Consider the following 18729-nt stretch of genomic DNA (forward strand, 5'->3'; position numbering starts at 1 on the left):
AGCTCTTTAAATCCTTCTTCTTTATTTTCTTTTTCCCTGCCTGGAGGGGGGCAATAATAGTTCCTCAACTTCTTCAGGATCAGGATTCCTTGAATCTAAGAAAAGTGAACTAGATATCTCTAACTCTTCGATATCTTCCTCCTCTGAGGGAGGAATGATATCAGTAAATAATTTGAGTGGAGTTGACAGCTCAATTTCTATAGAAGAAGATTTAGAACTTTTCTTTGAAGAGGAATTTGGACTTTCCACAACTAGTGACTTATCAGTCACAGAGGTTTATAAAGAAATGAAAAAGAATTTAAAAACTGTAGAGATTCAAACAGAATCATCTCAAAATCTACAAGAGTCACAAGAAAAATTAAATACTTCTACGATGAATTTCAATTCAGCTCTCGAATCATTTAAAAAATGACAAGAAAAGAAGAAAAAAGAAAGAGAAGGAACTTCTCAAGAACAGAGTAGAGGAAGATCTAGAGGTAAAAGATCAGTTGAAGATCCTCAAACTCAACTTAGCAAAGATCAAAGAGAAGCTTTGCTCAAGTTTTATAAAGAGTTTTGTCAATTAACAGGAAAAAAGACAGAATATTCTGAAAAACTTGATAGAGTTCAGAGAGAAGCAGAAGAATTAGGAGTTCTTAGTTCCAAAGAAAGTGAAATTATTAAAGCTTTAGAAAAAATTGGTTGAGGAACTAAAGAAAGAATTACTTTTGGAGAATATCTCCATTCTAAAGTGAGTAAAGATGGAGCAAAAGATCCTTTCGATGTTTTATTAGGTGAAGAGTATTCTAAAAAAGCTAAAAAACAAGTTATTGATTGAGAGAGAATAATAGAAAACTTTAAAAAGAATCTTTCTAGACAAGGAGGTTTAGGGTGATTGGATTGACTAAGAGGAAAACCAATGAGTAATTCGGGAGATATTTTCCAAAAGGAAAAAGAAAAAGTGGAGGATGATATGGTTATGGAAATATCTAGAAGATTATTAGAAATAATGTTTCCAGATAGAAAGGGAGAATTTTCTTTAAATAATTAATTCAAAATCTATAGTAAGTAGAGGTTTTTGATAAAATAAGAAAATTTTGAAAAATTTAGTTTTCTTTATTAAAGGTTTGTTTGCTGGGGGGGGGCATTTCATGTTTTCTCAAAGCTACAAAAAGTTGTAAAGAATTTATTTCCGGAGATTTCTCCGGAAATTAATTAAGTTATGGAGTTAGCACTGTTTTCGAAGTTATTAGTAACTTTCTCCACTTTGGGAGGAACAGTTGTTGGTGGTTATTTTGCTTCAAATAGTTCATTAATGGGAGAAAATATTAATTCTCAAATAATTAAAAAGCCTTCAGAAGATGGGCAAAGTGTTGGTGCGGAAAATGAATCTTCACATAAAACACAAGATCAAAATAATCGAACAGAAAATAAAGCTAGTGTTTCTGGCAATGAGACTTCAAATCCAGAAGCTCAACAAACTTCACAACATTCACTCACCGACACATCTACAGGTTTGGATAGTGAAGGTCAAGAACCAAGAGTGCCAAGCGTCTCAGATACACTTGTTCCAGCATCACAAACAAATACTCAAAATGACAATACAAATTGACTAGATAGAAATAGTAATTCTGATTCTTCTGATGATGGAACTGATTGATATAGAGATGATGGAGGAGAAGAAACATCTCCAGAAGAAGAATCTGAACACTTTGATGAATTCGATGAAGATGATTATCCTAGAGAAGAGGATGAAGAAGAAAGATCTTCTTCTCCTATAGTTGCTACATATATTTCTGGAGTTAATGTGGGAGAAGATTCTTCAATAGAAGGTCCTATTTGTGATCAATGATTTTTTGAAAGATCAGAAAATAAGAAAAGAACTACAGGAGAAGAATGTAAATCTTCTTATCAGGGAAGAAATTGAAGTAGAAAGTCTGGAACTTCAGATCCTTCAGTGTGATTAAGTGTTAATGAGAATTATGCAGGAAGAATCCTGAAACATTATGGATTATTTGAGAAAGGCAAAACAAAATATGAAAAAAACAATAGTAGATGAAAAACTGGTAGTTGATGATGTGATAGGGAAAGAGCTTCAGAAAACAGTAATGATTTATTAGTTATGTGTGATTATTATCCTGAAAGACAACAAACAGGAAGTTAGTTAGTTTTTAAGTAATGGCAACTCTTTCTTGAGTTAAATTTCTGTGTGTTGTTCCTCTTGTGGCCGGAGGAGGTTTAGTTGGTACTGGTTATTTTATGGGAGAAAAAGGTAGATCGACAATAGAAAATAAACAAAAAGAAAAAGTTACACCTCAAACAAAAACATTTGAGGAATTAAAAACTATGGATCAAGAAACATTTAATAAATATTTGCCAAAAAATAAAGTTTTCTCAGAAATTACAGGAAATTGTCAATATGTTGAAGATAAAGGATTAGGATCCTCTGAAGAAAACCAAGATGTTTTTGTTGTTTTGGGCTGCACAAATTCATTAGTTAAAAAGAATCAAAATAATAGCAACACAGTAGAAGCTCTTTATACATTTGATGGAAGTACCATTCAAGCCACTATTTAGTATTTTTTTCTAATATGTTGGGGTTCTCAACTTTAGGAAAAATAGCAACAGCTATTTTTACATTGAGCGGTGTAACTACTGGAGGTTATTTTGCTTTTATTGGTTCTTCCGGAAAGGAAGTTCTGAAGAAACTTTTAGAAAAAGGTGTATATCAAGTTGAAGAGGATAAAGGATATCAACAAAGAAAAGAAAGAGAAATGACTAAATCTATAAGTTCGGAAGATAGAACAAAAGTATTTTCTGAATATGTAACTAGAGATAAGAAATATGGAAGTCCACTTTCTTGTAAATATTTGATTAAGGTATCAGAACAAAAACAAGAAGAAAGAATATTACCTACTGGAGATTGCGAAAAACTTGTAAAAGAAATTTTGGGAGATCAACGAAAAGATCAATCACTAATGTGATTGAGAGCTAATGAAGAAAACTTTACAGAAGAATTTAAAAAGTTTTTCTATTCTTCTGGTTCTTTTGCGGAAGATAGTATTCGTTCACAAGATGAATTAAAAGGTGGTAGTTGAGAATATGGAAATTTCAAGTGCAGTACAACTTCAGCGGAAAATTCAAGTCCTTTAAAGAAAGTTTCTAGTTGTTTTGAAAAAACAGAAGAAGAATTAAGAAATTCTAGAGATCAACAGCCAGAAGAAGAGGATAAAGAGTTAATGAATTAAAAATTTTTGTTTTTAAAAAATAAATAATTAATGGAGATGAAAACCGGAGTTTCTCCGGTTTTTAAGTAATTAGATTTAAGTAAATGAAAGCCATTTCTTTAGTTAAATCCCTTTTAACTGTTTTTTCTGCCAGTGGTGTAGTCACTGGAAGTTATTTAGCAACTTCTTCAGGAAAAGAAGATAAACAACAACCAATAGAACAATCAGGTAGTCATGTTACTGGAGGCAACAATTATTTAGATAATGAGCGCGGAAGAACCGAGGAAGAAAAATCTTCTGAAAAGCCAAAACCTGTAGTAATAACACAAGAAACTAAATCGGGAGAAACAGTAACTTATGCCACTTATGTGGCAAGCAATTCAGATTATGGAATAGATGAAGGAGATATAGAGGAAGAAGATGAAGTACAAAATAGATCCGAAATAGTTTTTCAAATGATTAGAAAAACTGGAGAAGTTGCCGGAGGAAAAAGCAATTTAAAGTGCACTAAATTAGTTAAAGGATCAGAAACATCTAGTGAAATGGATGAACAAATATGTAAAAACTTAATTTCTAGTAGGTGAGATTCAGAAAACAAAAATGGAAAACTCGAAGTTTGATTGAGTGTAGAGAAACAAGAAATTAGTAAGACATTGAGAGATAATGAGCTCGATAGAAAACTATTTTTTGGAGATAAGAAAAAATGAGGTACTAGATTTCCTCTTTTCTTGAGTTGCGAATTAAAAGAAAATCCACAAGAACCAAGTAAGGTTATTGTGATTTGCGAGAAATAAAAAAGAAATAATTTCTTAGTAAAAAATGCCAGTCAATATTTTTGCTGGAACAAAAATAGTTCCTGTAGTTTTGGGGCTTTCAGGAATAGCTGCCGGTGGCAGCTTTAGTCTAACTAGTTATTTATCTAATAAGCCTGTTTCTTTTGAAGAGCAAAAACAAATTAATCAAAAAGATCCATCTATTAGTGATTTAGATACTTCTACATCAGAAAATTCTCCAAAAATTAGTCCACTTTCTAGCACTTTAATTGAAGTTAAAAATCCAGAGCCACCTAGCGAGGGACTGGAAATTCAAGGAATAGATTGAGAAAATAATCCAGAAAATCCTGAAAATCAAAAGATTTATCAGGAAGCTAAATCGAAATCAGAAATAATTGCTGAATACATTTATAGGGATTACAGAGAAGGTGATGAAGAGAAAAAAGAAGGGCTTCAACCATTTTGTGAGTATTGAAAAAATCCAAAACAAATTCATGGAACATTAGTTTCAAAAGAAGAATGTGAGAAATGAGTTAAAGAAGAAATAAAAATTCCTGAAGATAAACCTGTAATGTGATTTAGAGTTGATAATCAAAATTTTTCAGAAATTTTTGAAAAGTATTTTTATGAAAAACCTTCATCCTTTGGAAGCTGATCCGTCAGAAGGTAGAGAAGTTTCTTGAATTTTTGGGCAAAAATGATCATGCACAACTTCGCAACAAACTAACAGAATAATTGTTAGTTGTGCACAAACAGGAGAAATAATTGATAGTAAAATTTCTCGCCCTCACTTTTGAAATTGAAGTGTGGATGGACAATCTGTAAGACTATAAAATTTAGGTAATTTTGTCTAGTTGAGTTAAGTCTAGAAACTTAAATACTTCTTCCTTGGGGGGGGATATCGAAAATAAAAATGAAGTTGTAGTTAGTTTTAGTCCGGAGGTAACTCCGGATATTAACTAATGATCCTTAAAGGATTAGGAGGTTATGGCTGAACTTTAATTGCTGGAGTTGGCAGTGCTCTCGGAATTGGTGGATATGGAGTAACTAAATTTTTGGGAAATTCCATAGAAGAAAATATTTCATCATTTTCTTGAAAAACAATTGTTTCTAAGTTCAATCAAAAAATTAATTCAGCCTTTTATGTATCCAAAGAAAGAAGTGAGGGAAAAAATGAAACATGTAAAAAATGAGTTAATGGTTCTGTCCAAGATATGTATGAATCAGAATGTAAAAACTTGATAAAGAAAAATTGAACAGATAAGGGAGAGAAACAGCCAGAAATATGAATTGAAACAGATAAAGAAAGTATTGAAGAAGTATTATTAGAACATTTTTCAAGCAATAATTCTTCAATTACTAAAGAAACATTTTTAGGAAAAAATAACTGAAATATAGGAGAAATGTTGTGCAAAAAAGAAGAAAAAGAAAACAAACTTGAAGTCAGTTGTTCCTATAAAGAAGAACCTGAAAGTCCTTCAAATTAGTTAAATGGTTTTTTCTGGAATAAAAATAATTCCCTTAACTTTAGGACTTTCGGGAATAGTTGCTGGAGGAAGCTTCAGTTTAACTAGTTATTTGATGAATGGTAAGGATGTCTCTAAGAAAAATTTTTTTGAAAAATCAAGTAGCTCTAAAAGAGATTTATCTGGACAACATGATTTAAAAAATTCTCAAGATACACAAAATTTAGGGAAAGATGCGAAAACAGTTATTGATGGCGAAGAGACTAAAGATCAACATTCAACAGAAGATTTATCTTCCGGAATTAAATCTTCTTCATTAGAAGGAGAAAATGATTTTCAAGAAGATTCTACTCTTGAAGAATCGACAAATAAAGATTTAGAAAGCCATTTTCCAAGCGATGAAGGTTTAGAAAATTCACATTTAGATGATTCCAGTTGAGATATAGATCCAGAAAATCCCATAAATAAAAAATCTTTTGAAGATGCCAAAAGTAATTCAAAAATAATTGCTGAACACATTTATAGTATTTACAGATCTGGATATGAAGAAAGTAGAGAAAATTTAGAAACATTTTGTGAATATTGAGAAAATTCACAGCAATTAGAAGGTAAGTTAGTACCTAAAGATGAATGTCAAAAATGAGTGGAAACAGAAATAAAGTTTTCTGGTGATCATCCAATAATGTGATTAAGAGCTAATCAAAATAACTTTGAAGTTATTTTTGAAAAATATTTCCATCATCCTCCTTCTTCAATGTATAGTGATGCTTTAGAAGAAGATAAGGAAATATTTTGAACTTATGGGGATGGATGAAATTGTTCAACTACAAAAAAGTCTGAAAGTATTATTGCTAGTTGTGAAAAGAAAGAGAAAATTAATAATTTTCCCTCTTCTTTTCAATGAAATGATGAAATAGATTCTTTAGATTCCTCTGGTAGAGATTTTTCTTTAAGGTAGTTAGAGTTTCTAATTAATGATTCTTAAAGGATTAGGAGGTTATGGTTGGACTTTAATTGCCGGATTTGGTAGTGCTCTGGGACTTGGTGGTTACGGAGTTCTAAATTATTTAGGCAAGGAGCAAGAAGATGATAGCTCTCCATTCTTGTGAAGCATGACTGCTTCACAAGAAAATCAAAAAATAAAGTTTGCCCAATATATCACTAAGAAACATATAAGCGATACAAAAGAAAATTGTCAGAAGTGAGTAAACGGAAAGATAGAAAATATGAGTCAGTCAGAATGTAAAAAATTAATTCAAACTAATTGAAGTGGAAATATTTCACTTCAACCAGATATATGAATTCAAGCCGATAAAGAAAGTCTTGAAGAGGCATTGTGAGAATATTTTTCTAGTAATAGTAGAACAGTTGAGAGACAAGAACTTTCTAAAAGTTCATGAACAGTTAATGAATTGATTTGCAATAGAAAAGATTCTGAAAAATATTCAGAAGTTAATTGTTCGCATAAGGTAGAGCCCGAAGAAGATTCAAATTAGTTAGATGACTTTAGTTGGAACAAAAATAATACCCGTAGTTTTAGGACTTTCAGGTATAGCTGCCGGCGGCAGCTTTAGTCTAACTAGTTATTTAACAAATAAACCTAATTATGTGGATAGTAAAGAAAATTCTTTACCCTCAAAACAAAAAGAAATTGATGAGTCCGATAATACACAAGATTTATCTTCTTCACTTTCTGATTTAACAGATTCCGAGGATGAGAAATTAGGTATAGAGGGGGATAGAGTAGAAGGAAATTTAGAAACTGATATTTCAGATAGTCAATTAGGAGAAGAAATTGAAGATTCTTTCGGATGAGACAATAATTCAGAGAATACTGAAAATCAGGAAATTTATGAAAAAGCAAAAAGTAGTTCAGGAATAATAGCTGAATATATCTATAGAGATAATGAGTATGACGGAGATGAATTGAGAACTTTCTGTGATTATTGAACTAAAGTTGATCAAATTAGTGGAACACAAATGCCTGACAAAGATTGTCAGGAATTAGAAAATCAAGAAGAAAAAGAAAAGAATAAGCCAATAATGTGATTAAGAGCAAATAAGAATGACTTTCAAAATATTTTTCCCAAATATTTCTATCTTTCTTCTGGAGAAACTATTGATCCATTTGAAAATAAGGGAAAAGAAGATGCAAGATGAACTTACGGAAGTAATTGATCTTGCATAACTACAGAACATTTAGATAAGACAGTTGTTAGTTGTGAAAAAACTGAAGTATCTTCTGAAGCAGTGACTCCCGTCAGAAGATCTTTTTGAGATTTAAGTCCAGAAGAACAAACTTTTAGAAGTTCATAAAATTTAGGTAATTTTGTCTATTTGAAATAAATTAAGAAATCTGAATATTTTCTTTTCGGGGGGGATATCGAAAATAAAAATGAAGTTGTAGTTAGTTTTAGTCCGGAGGTAACTCCGGATATTAACTAATGATCCTTAAAGGATTAGGAGGTTATGGCTGAACTTTAATTGCTGGAGTTGGCAGTGCTTTAGGTCTTGGTGGATATGGAGTAACTAAATTTTTGGGGAATTCTGAAGAAGATGGTATTTCACCTTTTTCATGAAGAGAAACTAAAACTGTAAAAAATTCAGCAATAAAAAATGCCGAATACATTATTCAAAAAGATGTAAATAATTTAGAAGATACTTGCAGAAAGTGAACTAATGGAAATTTTGTAGTAATGGAACAATGAGAATGTAAAAAAATAGTTCAAGAAAAATGAGGGCAAGGGAAAAGTAAGCAACCAAAAGAATGGTTTAGGTCTGATAGTGAAAGCATCACTGAAGTTCTTTATGAATATTTTTCTGGTAATAATGACTCAATAACTAGAGACAAGTTTACTAGTGATAACTGAGAAATTGGGCAATTAACTTGTCAAAAATTAACAGTTGATAGTCAAGTAGAAGTTAGTTGTTCCCTCAAAGAAGAGGGAACACAAGAAGAACTACAAAATTAGATAACAATGCTTACTGGAATAAAAATTATTCCAGTAATCTTAGGAATTACAGGTGTAGTTGGTGGAGGTAGTTTTGGATTAACTACCTATTTGATGAATAATTATGGACAACAAATTAAAGAAAGAGTAGTTTCTGAAAGAAAAAATTCAGATAAACCCGATAATCCTAGCACACTCATTGCTGAAGGGGATCGTGGAAAAAATCCTGATGAAAATTTGAGAAGTCCTGAATTACATGAAAAAAATGATGAACTTCCTAGTCCAAAAGATATAAAAGAAGTTGTTGAACCCATTGTTTCTTCTCTTACAAATTCACAGAATGATGATCATTCTTTAATTCAAGTTGAAGATAATTTGGATTCTCATTTTTCAGAGGATTCAGACGGACCAAAAAGAAAAGAAGATTATCTGAAAGCAAAACAAGAAGGGAGAATAATGGCTCAATACATTTACAGAAATAATGATTATTCAGTAGATGAAGAAAATAGTTCTGATGTTGTTGAATTATCAACAACATGTGAATATTGAGTTGATTTACATAAAGAAAATAAAAAGACAATGCCTCAGAGTGATTGTGAAGTACTTATCAGCGAAAATTTAGAAACTCAAGATAAAAATCAACCAATAATGTGATTGAAATTTAAGGAACAAGGATTCTCTGTAATTCCTAAAGAACATTTCTATTCTTTAGGAAGTGATGATAATTATTCTTCAATAATTATGAAAGGGGAAAGTTGAGCTGAAGGTTCATTCGTATGTTCTTCGAAGCAATCAGGAACCTCAGAAATAGTTATTAGTTGTGAAAAGTCAGTTACAGAAAATCCAATAAGTGAGTAATTTTTCATTATTTAATTAATGATTTTTAAAGGATTGGGTGGTTTTGGATGATCTTTAATTATTGGAATTAGTAGTGCAGTTGGTGTTGGTGGTTATGGAGCTATTAGTTATTTGGGGCAAAAAACAGAAGAAAATATTAATTCTTTTGAATGGAAAACAACAGCAAAAGATTTCAATCCTGAAATTTCTTCTGCTCACTATATTTCGAAAGAAAACGATAGTAAGGGAAAAGAAGTTTGCAAGAAGTGAGTTGAAGGAAAAGTTAAAGATATGAGCGATTCAGAATGTAAAAGTTTGATTAAGGAAAAATGAGAAAGTAAAGGTCTGAAACGACCATCCATTTGAATCGAATCAGATCAAGGAAGTATTGAATCAGTTCTTTTAGAACATTTCTCAAGTAATGATTCTTCAAGAACTAAAGAAACATTCAAAAACAATGAATGAAAGATAGGAGATTTGTTATGTAAAAAAGAAAACAAAGGAGATAAAGTTGAAGTTAATTGTTCTGAAGAACAAGAAGAATTGCCTTCAAATTAATTAGATGGTTTTATCTGGAATGAAAATCATTCCAGTGATTCTGGGAATTACAGGAGTTGTTGGTGGAGGTAGTTTTGGATTAACAACCTATTTGATGAATAAATCTGGAGATGGAATTCAAAAAGAAAAAGCTATCGATTTGAAAATAGAAAATTTTAAAGATCATCAAAAAACTGAAAAAGATTCTTTACCAATTTCTTCACAAAATGATGAAGGACAATTAGTCGGAGACTCAATAGATAGCTTGGAAGTTAAAAGTGAAGAAGAAAAAGATGATTCTCAAGATTTATCAGAACTTTTAGTTGAAGATTCCAATATCAGAGAAAGCTATTTAAGCGCAAAAGAAAATAAAAAAATAATCGCAGAATATATTTACAGAAATAATGAAGATGACAATAATTTCTTATATCCTATTTGCGAATATTGAATTGAACCTAAAAATGAAACTGGAAAAAAATTAACTCCACAACAAGAGTGTTTGGAGTTAATTAGTAAATCTATAGAGGAAAGTAAAAGAGAAAAATCTTTAATGTGATTGCGAGTTGATGAACAACACTTTCAATCAATTTTTAAAGAATATTTTTATTCTTTTTCTGAAGATGTTGATTCTTCTAGAGGTCTATTTGAAAGAGAGCAATGATCTTATGGATCAGATTGAATTTGCATTACAACCACAAAAGCTAATTCCGAAGGAATAGTTGTTGGTTGTGAAAAGAAAAGTTCAGAAATTAGTCAAAATAATGATTTAAGTTAGTATCTGGAATGAAAATCATTCCAGTGATTCTGGGAATAGCAGGAGTAATTGGTGGAGGTAGTTTTTATTTAATGAACAATCCTGAAACATTTAAAGGTTTTTTCTCCAGAAAAACAATTAAAGAGGAAGAATCATATTCTCGGGCAAAGAAAAATGGAAAAGTTATTGCTCAATTTATCTATAAAGATGATTATTTTGGAAGCTCTTCTGAAGTAACAGGAACTTTGAAAGCAAAATGTGAATATTGAACTGAACTAAATAAGGAAAGTAGAAAAGTAATGTCTGAGAGTGAATGTCAAGAACTTATTGAAGAATTACCAGAAATAAAAAATGGAAACAAACCTATAAGATTTTTGAAGTTCGATGAAAGAGGAAATTTTGCAATTCCTAAAGAATATTTTTATTTTCTGAGAGAAGATGAGGATTATTTATTAAGTATGTTGAGGGGAGAACAAATTAGTGAAGGCCCTTGAACATGTTCTTCTAAACAAAAAATAGATTCCAAAGAACTAATTATTAAATGTGAAAAAAATCAGAATTAATGAATTTAAAAATTTAGTCAAAAATGTTGGTTAACTTGTTTTCTGGAATAAAAATTATTCCAGTAATTCTAGGAATTACAGGAGTAGTTGGTGGAGGTAGTTTTGGATTAACTACCTATTTAATAAATAAGGAACAAGAAAGAAAAAGTGAAGAAGTTGATACCCGAGTTCCTGTAGATAAACCAATAATTTCTGGATCTTCAGGAAATGACTCTTCATTTCAAAATCCTTCTATAGGAAAAATTACTAACGAACATTCTCCTGCTTCTGCGACTCAAATAACATCAGCTGCATTACCTGATGATCCAGATAAATTAGACACATTATCTTCAAACATCGAAGATCATTTAGGAGTAGAAGTGATGGATAATGAAGGGGATGATGAAGTCGGAAGTGCAGAAACTTTAGGGGGAATCGAAGATCTTGACTCTCAGCAAAAAGAATTAGATAAACAAATGAAAGAAGATTATTCTAAAGCTAAAGAAGGTAAGCAAATAGTTGCAACTTACTTTCTTAGAGAAAAAGAATATATCGAAAATGAGAAAGAAGGAAATTTTCAAGTAACTTGTGAATATTGAACTAGTTTTCAACAAGAAGCAGGGAAAAACATGACTGAAGAAGATTGTCAACAATTTATTAGTGAAAATTTAGAAATTTCGAAAGAAAATAAACCACTAAAGTGAATGAAAGTTTCAGAACAAGGAATTATGACAATACCTAAACAATATTTTTCTTCTATATCTGTAGATAGTTCAGATTCTTCTTGAGTGAGAGAAGAAGAAAAATGAACTCTCGGAGCAGAATGATTATGTTCAACTACAACTAAGAGAGAAACAAATGAAATAGTTATTAGTTGTGAAGAACCTAGCGTAGAAGAAAAGAATAGATATTTCCCTCAATTTAGTTGAAGAGAGGATATTGAACAAAATAATTTACATCAAAGTTAAGAGACAAAAAATTAAATAAAATTTTTGTAATTTGTCGAGTTTTTTCTCCGCAAAACTCAAGAATTTTTAAGGTTTAAGGGATGATGTTTTTTAGAAAAAATGAAAAATCCAAATCTTATAAATTAATTAGGGTTGTTAAAAATTTTTCAAACATCATTTTTAAAAAATGGTGTTAATTAGGAATTAATGTTAGGAGGTCTAAATTTTTATGGTTGATCTTTAATAGTCGGAACTGCAGGAGCAGTTTCAGCTGGTAGTTACGGGGCCATAAGCTATTTCGAAAAAGAAAGAAAACTAAATGGATTTTTAGATAGTTGGAATGTAAAAATAACTAATGACAAAATAATTTCAGGTGAGTACATCAAGAGGGAATATCAAGTTGATGGAGGAAAGAAGGGAGATTGCAGAAAGTGAGAAAATAAAACCCTTACTGTTGTTGGACTAGAAGAATGTAATAGAAGAATTCAAGAAAAATGAGGACAACCACAAAGTAAACAACCCGAAATTTGATTTAATGCAGATTCATCCAATATTGAAGAAGTTGTAAAGTCTCACTTTCAAGAAGATAAAAGTCATTCACCTAATTTAACTGGAGTGTCTTTTTCTAGTCAAACATTTGAAGTTGGGGGCTTGAAATGTGAAAGAAAAAATTCTTCAGATTCCTCAAATATTGAAATAAGCTGTTTCAACAAAAATGAAAAATCTGATGAAGATCAACAAATTAATTAAAAAAGAAATAAAAACTTAAAAAATTTCTCAATTCCCTTTTGGGAATGAGTTAATTAAATAAAATTTTTGTAATTTGTCAAATTTTTTCTAAATTTTTTAAAAAACCACTTGCTGGGGGGGGCAGTTGACTGTAAAAATTATTTTTTAGATAAGTTTTAGTCCGGAGTTTTCTCCGGATTTAAAAATCTAAGACAGAAAAATGTTAAATGGCTTTTTCACCAAAAAACTAATAACTTCAGTTATTGGGATTGCAGGGTTGGCTGGAGGCGGAGGAATTGGTTTAACTAGTTTATTGATGGGAGGAAAAAATTTCCTCCCAGAACAAGTAGATACTAGAAATCCTTCATCAGTTATTCCAAATAAAGTAAATGAAAGATTGACCATGGAAGAAGTTGATTATGAAGGAGCAAAAACTAAGAACATACTAGTAGCTGAATATATTTTTGTAGATAAAAATAGTTCTACAGAAGATAAAAAACAAATTTGTGAATATTGAGTTTCAGCTCCAAGTAGTTGAGCCGTAAAGAAAGAAATTCCTGAAGAAAAATGCAAAAAGTTAGTTGAGGAATTTATTCGAAAAGAAGATGATCGAAACAAATCCTATAAGTGAATTTCAGTTAAACAACAATATTTACAAAATGTTTTTTCAAGTTATTTTTCTTTTTATAAGAAAAATAACAATGATTTACAGTCTTATTTATTGCAAGATCAATGAAGTTTTGATGATGGATGATCTTGTAAATTAACGACTGAAGAACAATTAGAAAAAATTAATTGTTCTAGATTGGAAAGTAGAAAATAATAAAAATTTATTAAGAAGATTAATTAATAAATAATGTTTGGTGGTTTAACTGGTTATGGTTGGACTGGTTATGGTTGGACTGCAGTTCTTGGAACTATTGGTGCAATTTCGGCCGGAAGTTATGGAGTTATAAGTTATTTTGGAGGAGAAAGAGTAATAAATGAATTTTTAAAAGGGTGAAAAGTAGAGTCAGAGACTAATGAAAAAATAACTTCCGGAGAATATATCAGAAGAGAATATCAAGTATCTGGAGACAGAAAAGGAGATTGTAAAAAGTGAATAAATAAAAAACTTCATAATGTGGAATTATCAGAATGTAATCAGAAAATTCAGAATAAGTGAGGTCAATATCCAGAAAAACAACCTGAAGTTTGATTTAGTGCTGACAAAAACAGTATAGAAGAAGTTTTGAAAGAACATTTTTCAGAAGATAGAGATCATTCTTTTGATTTGAAAAATGTGTCTTTAAATTCTGACACATTTTTAATAGGTCATTTGAAATGTAGTAGACAAAATTCCGAAAATATTGAAGTTAGTTGTTTCAATAAGGATGATGGAGCTGAAAATTCAACAAATTAGTTAAAAAATCGTAAATTTCTTAAAAATTGGTACTTGCAAATTTCAAATTAAATTTCTTTTAAGATATATGGGATTTGAAATTACAAGTATTTATAGAAAAAGTGATGAAATATAGCGAAAAAATAAGAAAAATCTCAAAATTTGTCTATAAAAGTACAAATTTAAAGAATTAATAATTTAAGAAAATCTAATGATTTTTAAGGGATTAAGTAATTTAGGATGATCCTTAATTACTGGAGCTAGCAGTTTAGTAGCTGTCGGTGGAGGTTACGGAATTATTAGTTATTTAGGGGGGGAGGGAAAAATAAATGGATTTTTACATAATTGAAAGCCAAAAGTAACAACTAACGAGAATATAACTTCTGGAGAATATATTAGGAAGGAGTATCAAACAAATGTGAAAGGAATTTGTAAAAAATGAGTTAACAAAAACTTAGTCGATGTTGATCAAACAGCATGCAATCAAAAAATACAGGAAAAGTGAAAAGGAGAAAGTGAAAAACAGCCTGAAGTTTGATTCAGTGCAGATAAAGATAGTATTGATGAAGTAGTTTTTGCACATTTCTCAGAAGATGAAGAAAGATCTTCTTCTTTAGATAAAAGTCAGTTTTCTGGACAATCTTGAAAAATATCTAGTTTAAGTTGCGAAAAGAAAAATTTAGAAGATCAAAAAACCGTTGAGGTTAGTTGTGTTATTTCAGGAACTCCCGAAACCCAAACAAATTAATTAAGTACTTCCCCCCCCAAAAAAAATTAGAGTTCCTCTAAGTAAATTGCAGAGTTTAAGAGTTTTTGAGCATAAAAATCTTCTTTTTGAGGCGGTAATTCAGTAAAATTCTTGTAATTTGTCAAATTTTTTTAGAAAAATAATGAGTTTTGAAAATATAAAAAATTCCTTCTTGGGGGGGAGCATTTGTCCAAAATTATCCAAATAAAAACAATTTTGTAGTTAAGTTTTAAGCCGGAGTTTTCTCCGGCTTTTAAGAAACTAAATCTAAAAAATGTTAGGAGGTTTTTTCTTAACTAAAAAATTGATTCCTTCAGTGCTAGGAATTACAGGAATTTTTGGTGGAGGAGGTTATGGAATATCAAAACTTTTGTCAAGTTCTGGATTTATTGAAAGATATGAAATTCTTTCGGGACCTTCAGTGACATTAGAGGATGGAAGAAGACTTGAAAGAAGTCCAGAAATAGAACTGGAAGAAAAAGTAGTAGCTGAATTTGTTTATAGAAATGAACAGGGAGGAGAAATTATTTGCGAACAATGAATTTCTTCTGGACATGAAGGTAGGGCCAATAAAAGCAAAGTAGAAAAAGAAAAATGTCAGAGTTCTATTTCAACAGCTTTGGGAGAAGTTAACCTAGAAAGACCTATTAAATGATTGTGATCTGAAGAACAATATTTAGCAAATATTTTGAAAAATAATTTTGTTTCTTCTTCAGGAGAAGAAAGTTCAGATATCAAGCAAGCTTTACCTGAAAAAGAAAATCAATGAACTTTCGGGAATGAATGATTGTGTACTAATTTATTTGACTCACAAAGAAAAGATGTAATTAGTTGCGAGAAAATAGGTAAAGACTCATTAAGAGAAAGAGGTTTTAAAGTTAGTGACTAATGCCTATTAAAACAATAGGAGGTTATGGTTGAACTTTAGTGGCAGGAGCTTTTAGCGCTGTAGCCGCTGGAGGTTATGGAGCAGTTAGTTTGCTAGGAAAAGATAAGGTTTTAGACTATGCTTCTTTTGACTTTGATAATACCAGCAAAAAAGTAAATCCAAACATAACTTATGGAGAATATATTACTAAAGATCATGTATCGAAAGGAGAGATAAAAGGAATTTGTAAAGAGTGAAAACAAGGGAGAATTACAAGATTAGAGAAAGAATCTTGTGAGAAAAAAATTCAAGAAAAATGAAGTGGTTCAGTTGAAAATCAACCAGAAGTTTGATTTAGTTCCAATTTATCTAGTATTGTTGAAGTTTTAAAAGAACACTTTAATGAAAAAGATCAATTCCAAGAAAGTATGTTTTCTGTAGATACAGAGTGAGAAATAGGGGATTTGGCATGTAAACCAAAACAATCTTTTGGGGAAGAGGCTATTGAAGTAAGTTGTCACTTCAAAAAAGATAAAGAGGTTTTTATCTCTAATTAAGAGCAGTTAAAAGTTTTGTTATCAGCTAGAAGGCTGATAACTTCAAGCTTTGGAATAGCGGGAGTTTTTGGTGGGGGAGGGATTGGTTTAGCTAGTCTTTTGACTGGTTCTTCCAATTCCTTTCCAATTAAACCTTTAGTGACTAAAGATGGAAAAATTTTGGAAAGAAATACAAATGTTGATTTGGATTTCAGAGTTGTTGCTGAATATGTTCATAAAGATGAACAAAATAAAGAAATTTGTGAAATGTGAAAAGCAAATGACATTTCTAGAAAACATATCGTAGAAGCAATTTCCGAAGAATCTTGTAAAGAAAAAATAAAAGAAATTTTTGGAAGTTCAGATTCCAAAAATCCTATTAAATGGTTTAAGTCCGAAGATTCTTATATTTCTAATCTTTTGAAGAAAATGTTTTCTAGAAGTTCTTTAGGTGAAGATCCTGAAGAACAATATTCAATAAATGTCAAAGATAATCAATGAACCTTTAATGATGAGTGATTGTGCAAAAATTCTAAGGATTCTGAAAAAGAAACAGTTAGTTGTGAAAAAGTAGGAAAAGAGAAGGTTGAAGAATTTAAGAAAAGAGTAAGTAGTCTTTAAAAATGCTCATTAGAACATTAGGCGGTTATGGATGATCTTTGATATTTGGTGGATTAGGAATATTAACTGCTGGTGGAGGTTATGGAGCTTTAAGTTATTTTGGAAAAGAAATAAAAGCTCAAGAAGAGGTAAAAACAATTTATGACTGATTTAAGGATGAAGTAAAAAATAATCCCAAAATATCTTTCGCTCAATATATTTCTAAGCAAGAACAACTTCAAGCAAGTTCTATTTGCGGTAGATGAATTGATGGTAAAGCTGAGCTTTTGAAACCAAAAGAGTGTGAAAAATTAGCTAAGCAAAAGTGGGGAGAAAAATTAGAAAATCAGCCAGAAGTTTGATTTAAATCCAATGATTCAAGCCTTGAACATGCAATTTCAAATTATTTTGAAAATGAACAACAATCTTTATTGCCATTATTAAAGAAAACTTCTTCAGGTTGAACATATGGAAGTTTGGAATGCAAAAGAGAAGAACATAAAGATTTGGAAGGAAATATTCAAGTGAATTGCAATTATTCTTAAAAACTAAATTTAAAAAATGATTGGAGGGATACTAACCAAAAAATTAATTCCTTCAATTCTTGGGATTGCAGGAGTTTTTGGTGGAGGTGGAATTGGTCTTACAAGTTTATTGATGAGAGGTACTGAAGAAGTTAAATACAATTCAGGACCTTCAGTTAAATCTGAAGTTCCTAGAGAAGCTCCGAAGAAAGTAGAAGAACAAGGATATAAATATGCAACAGAAAAATCTAGAGTTGCTGCAGTATTTATATATAGAGATCAAATTAAAAGTGGAGATAATGACAAACCTATTTGTCATTATTGAGTTGATACTGTTTCTTCTAGAGATGGAGTTCAGGGAACAATTGAGGAAAAAGAATGTTTAGAAGTTATGAAAGAGGTTGGTAATGAAGTAGATATGGATAAACCTTTTAAGTTTGTGTGAGCAGATAGTATTCATATTTCTAACATTCTTAAAAGATTTTTCTCTTCAGCATCTTCGAATGATGCGGTAGAGAAATACTATCTTACAGAAAATGAATGAACTCTTAATGAAGAGTGAAAGTGTAATAATTCCAGAGATTCAAAAAATAAAGAAATAATAAGTTGTAATAAGTTAGAAGTAACTAAGACTTAATTAGTAATGTTTAGGGTTTTAAGTGGTTATGGATGATCTTTAATTGCTGGAGGAGTAAGTGTTATGGCTCTAGGAAGTTATGGAGCTATTAGTTTATTAGGGGGAAGTAATAAAGGTTTATCTATTGAGGATTGATATAAGAGCGATGTACAAAATAATGAAAAGATTTCTTTTGCTAGATATGTAGCAAAAGAAGCTAGAGAAGGAGAAAAATCTATTTGTGGTCAGTGAAAAGATGGAAGATCAGAACTTATAGATTACAGAGAATGTGAGAGATTAGTTAAGGAAAAGTGAAATAATGAGTTAGAAGCAAGTCAACCAGAAGTTTGACTTGAATCAAATAAAGAAGTTATTGATGAGGTAATTTCCAGTTATTTCAAAAATGAATTTTCTAATACAACAATAGAAAAGACATTAAAGGGTTGGAAAGTTGGAAGTTTAGAGTGCATCAGAGAAAATTTTTCTGATGTAGAAAATAGAGTGCAAGTTAACTGTAATTATGAAAAAAATACAAGAAGTGATGTAAGTTATTCACTATTACTTCAGGGAGTTAGTTAGGATTTTTTAAATTTCCCTACGTTTGTAGGGAAAATATTTTTTTTAATAAATTTTTAGAGTTTTGTCCAAGAATAGGACAATTCTAAAGTAAAATTTATGTAATTTGTCTAATTTTTCTAAGAAAATGCCTGAATT

The 18729-nt window shown here is 30.5% G+C and carries 28 protein-coding genes; 27 read left to right on the forward strand and 1 reads right to left on the reverse strand.

The genetic code is table 4. The features are described from left to right. Positions 1-21: 21 nt before the first annotated feature. The gene (locus tag MSU_RS04525; RefSeq protein ID WP_148221832.1) at positions 22-270 is read right to left on the reverse strand and encodes a hypothetical protein; all 249 of its coding nucleotides are present in this window, start codon (positions 268-270) and stop codon (positions 22-24) included. A gap of 16 nt (positions 271-286) precedes the next feature. Here MSU_RS04525 and MSU_RS00905 point away from each other — a divergent pair, with 16 nt between their 5' ends. From MSU_RS00905 to MSU_RS01040, 27 genes are all read left to right on the forward strand, one after another. After that, complete coding sequence (locus tag MSU_RS00905; protein ID WP_043885194.1) at positions 287-1030, forward strand: hypothetical protein; 744 nt, start codon at positions 287-289, stop codon at positions 1028-1030. Between the two features lie 171 nt (positions 1031-1201). After that, positions 1202-2143, forward strand: coding sequence for a hypothetical protein (locus tag MSU_RS00910; protein WP_013609686.1), 942 nt, complete (start codon positions 1202-1204; stop codon positions 2141-2143). A 14-nt stretch (positions 2144-2157) separates the two neighbouring features. Then, positions 2158-2556 (forward strand): hypothetical protein, encoded by a 399-nt coding sequence (locus MSU_RS00915; protein WP_013609687.1) that lies wholly within the window; start codon positions 2158-2160, stop codon positions 2554-2556. 14 nt (positions 2557-2570) lie between these two features. Next, positions 2571-3227, forward strand: coding sequence for a hypothetical protein (locus MSU_RS00920; protein WP_013609688.1), 657 nt, complete (start codon positions 2571-2573; stop codon positions 3225-3227). An 83-nt stretch (positions 3228-3310) separates the two neighbouring features. After that, positions 3311-4000: a hypothetical protein gene (locus tag MSU_RS00925; protein WP_013609689.1), complete on the forward strand. Its 690-nt coding sequence runs from the start codon at positions 3311-3313 to the stop codon at positions 3998-4000. Between the two features lie 25 nt (positions 4001-4025). Further along, positions 4026-4649 carry a hypothetical protein gene (locus MSU_RS00930; protein ID WP_013609690.1) on the forward strand — a complete coding sequence of 208 codons (624 nt, stop codon included), beginning with the start codon at positions 4026-4028 and terminating at the stop codon, positions 4647-4649. Continuing rightward, complete coding sequence (locus MSU_RS00935) at positions 4624-4812, forward strand: hypothetical protein (RefSeq protein ID WP_043885139.1); 189 nt, start codon at positions 4624-4626, stop codon at positions 4810-4812. The genes MSU_RS00930 and MSU_RS00935 overlap by 26 nt, the downstream gene beginning before the upstream one ends. Before the next feature lie 129 nt (positions 4813-4941). After that, positions 4942-5466: a hypothetical protein gene (locus MSU_RS00940; RefSeq protein WP_013608902.1), complete on the forward strand. Its 525-nt coding sequence runs from the start codon at positions 4942-4944 to the stop codon at positions 5464-5466. A gap of 4 nt (positions 5467-5470) precedes the next feature. After that, a complete protein-coding gene (locus MSU_RS00945; RefSeq protein ID WP_013608903.1) occupies positions 5471-6403 on the forward strand; it encodes a hypothetical protein in 933 nt (310 codons plus the stop codon). A gap of 16 nt (positions 6404-6419) precedes the next feature. Further along, positions 6420-6941 (forward strand): hypothetical protein, encoded by a 522-nt coding sequence (locus MSU_RS00950; RefSeq protein ID WP_013608904.1) that lies wholly within the window; start codon positions 6420-6422, stop codon positions 6939-6941. A gap of 4 nt (positions 6942-6945) precedes the next feature. Then, a complete protein-coding gene (locus MSU_RS00955; RefSeq protein WP_013609691.1) occupies positions 6946-7761 on the forward strand; it encodes a hypothetical protein in 816 nt (271 codons plus the stop codon). A 128-nt stretch (positions 7762-7889) separates the two neighbouring features. Further along, positions 7890-8417 carry a hypothetical protein gene (locus MSU_RS00960; RefSeq protein ID WP_013609692.1) on the forward strand — a complete coding sequence of 176 codons (528 nt, stop codon included), beginning with the start codon at positions 7890-7892 and terminating at the stop codon, positions 8415-8417. A 6-nt stretch (positions 8418-8423) separates the two neighbouring features. Next, complete coding sequence (locus tag MSU_RS00965; protein ID WP_013609693.1) at positions 8424-9254, forward strand: hypothetical protein; 831 nt, start codon at positions 8424-8426, stop codon at positions 9252-9254. Positions 9255-9272: 18 nt separating this feature from the next. Beyond that, positions 9273-9791 (forward strand): hypothetical protein, encoded by a 519-nt coding sequence (locus MSU_RS00970; RefSeq protein ID WP_013609694.1) that lies wholly within the window; start codon positions 9273-9275, stop codon positions 9789-9791. A gap of 4 nt (positions 9792-9795) precedes the next feature. Further along, complete coding sequence (locus MSU_RS00975; protein WP_013609695.1) at positions 9796-10545, forward strand: hypothetical protein; 750 nt, start codon at positions 9796-9798, stop codon at positions 10543-10545. 8 nt (positions 10546-10553) lie between these two features. Continuing rightward, on the forward strand, positions 10554-11087 hold the full coding sequence (locus MSU_RS00980; RefSeq protein WP_013609696.1) for a hypothetical protein: 534 nt from the start codon (positions 10554-10556) through the stop codon (positions 11085-11087). Between the two features lie 23 nt (positions 11088-11110). Further along, positions 11111-12034 (forward strand): hypothetical protein, encoded by a 924-nt coding sequence (locus MSU_RS00985; protein ID WP_013609697.1) that lies wholly within the window; start codon positions 11111-11113, stop codon positions 12032-12034. A gap of 186 nt (positions 12035-12220) precedes the next feature. Continuing rightward, positions 12221-12763 carry a hypothetical protein gene (locus MSU_RS00990; RefSeq protein ID WP_013609698.1) on the forward strand — a complete coding sequence of 181 codons (543 nt, stop codon included), beginning with the start codon at positions 12221-12223 and terminating at the stop codon, positions 12761-12763. Between the two features lie 199 nt (positions 12764-12962). Continuing rightward, a complete protein-coding gene (locus tag MSU_RS00995; RefSeq protein WP_013609699.1) occupies positions 12963-13565 on the forward strand; it encodes a hypothetical protein in 603 nt (200 codons plus the stop codon). 33 nt (positions 13566-13598) lie between these two features. After that, a complete protein-coding gene (locus MSU_RS01000; RefSeq protein WP_013609700.1) occupies positions 13599-14144 on the forward strand; it encodes a hypothetical protein in 546 nt (181 codons plus the stop codon). Positions 14145-14334: 190 nt separating this feature from the next. After that, positions 14335-14871 (forward strand): hypothetical protein, encoded by a 537-nt coding sequence (locus tag MSU_RS01005; RefSeq protein ID WP_013609701.1) that lies wholly within the window; start codon positions 14335-14337, stop codon positions 14869-14871. Positions 14872-15145: 274 nt separating this feature from the next. Then, a complete protein-coding gene (locus MSU_RS01015; protein ID WP_013609702.1) occupies positions 15146-15760 on the forward strand; it encodes a hypothetical protein in 615 nt (204 codons plus the stop codon). Beyond that, the gene (locus tag MSU_RS01020) at positions 15760-16296 is read left to right on the forward strand and encodes a hypothetical protein (protein ID WP_013609703.1); all 537 of its coding nucleotides are present in this window, start codon (positions 15760-15762) and stop codon (positions 16294-16296) included. Before MSU_RS01015 ends, MSU_RS01020 begins: the two co-directional genes overlap by 1 nt. Positions 16297-16311: 15 nt before the next feature. Beyond that, on the forward strand, positions 16312-16896 hold the full coding sequence (locus MSU_RS01025; protein WP_013609704.1) for a hypothetical protein: 585 nt from the start codon (positions 16312-16314) through the stop codon (positions 16894-16896). Positions 16897-16898: 2 nt separating this feature from the next. Further along, positions 16899-17420, forward strand: coding sequence for a hypothetical protein (locus MSU_RS01030; protein WP_013609705.1), 522 nt, complete (start codon positions 16899-16901; stop codon positions 17418-17420). 16 nt (positions 17421-17436) lie between these two features. Further along, complete coding sequence (locus MSU_RS01035; protein ID WP_013609706.1) at positions 17437-18036, forward strand: hypothetical protein; 600 nt, start codon at positions 17437-17439, stop codon at positions 18034-18036. A gap of 6 nt (positions 18037-18042) precedes the next feature. Beyond that, complete coding sequence (locus tag MSU_RS01040; RefSeq protein ID WP_013609707.1) at positions 18043-18594, forward strand: hypothetical protein; 552 nt, start codon at positions 18043-18045, stop codon at positions 18592-18594. The last annotated feature ends 135 nt before the right edge of the window (positions 18595-18729 follow it).

Origin of the sequence: Mycoplasma suis str. Illinois, assembly GCF_000179035.2 — a bacterium.
Classification (GTDB): Bacteria; Bacillota_I; Bacilli_A; order Mycoplasmatales; family Mycoplasmoidaceae; genus Eperythrozoon_A; species Eperythrozoon_A suis.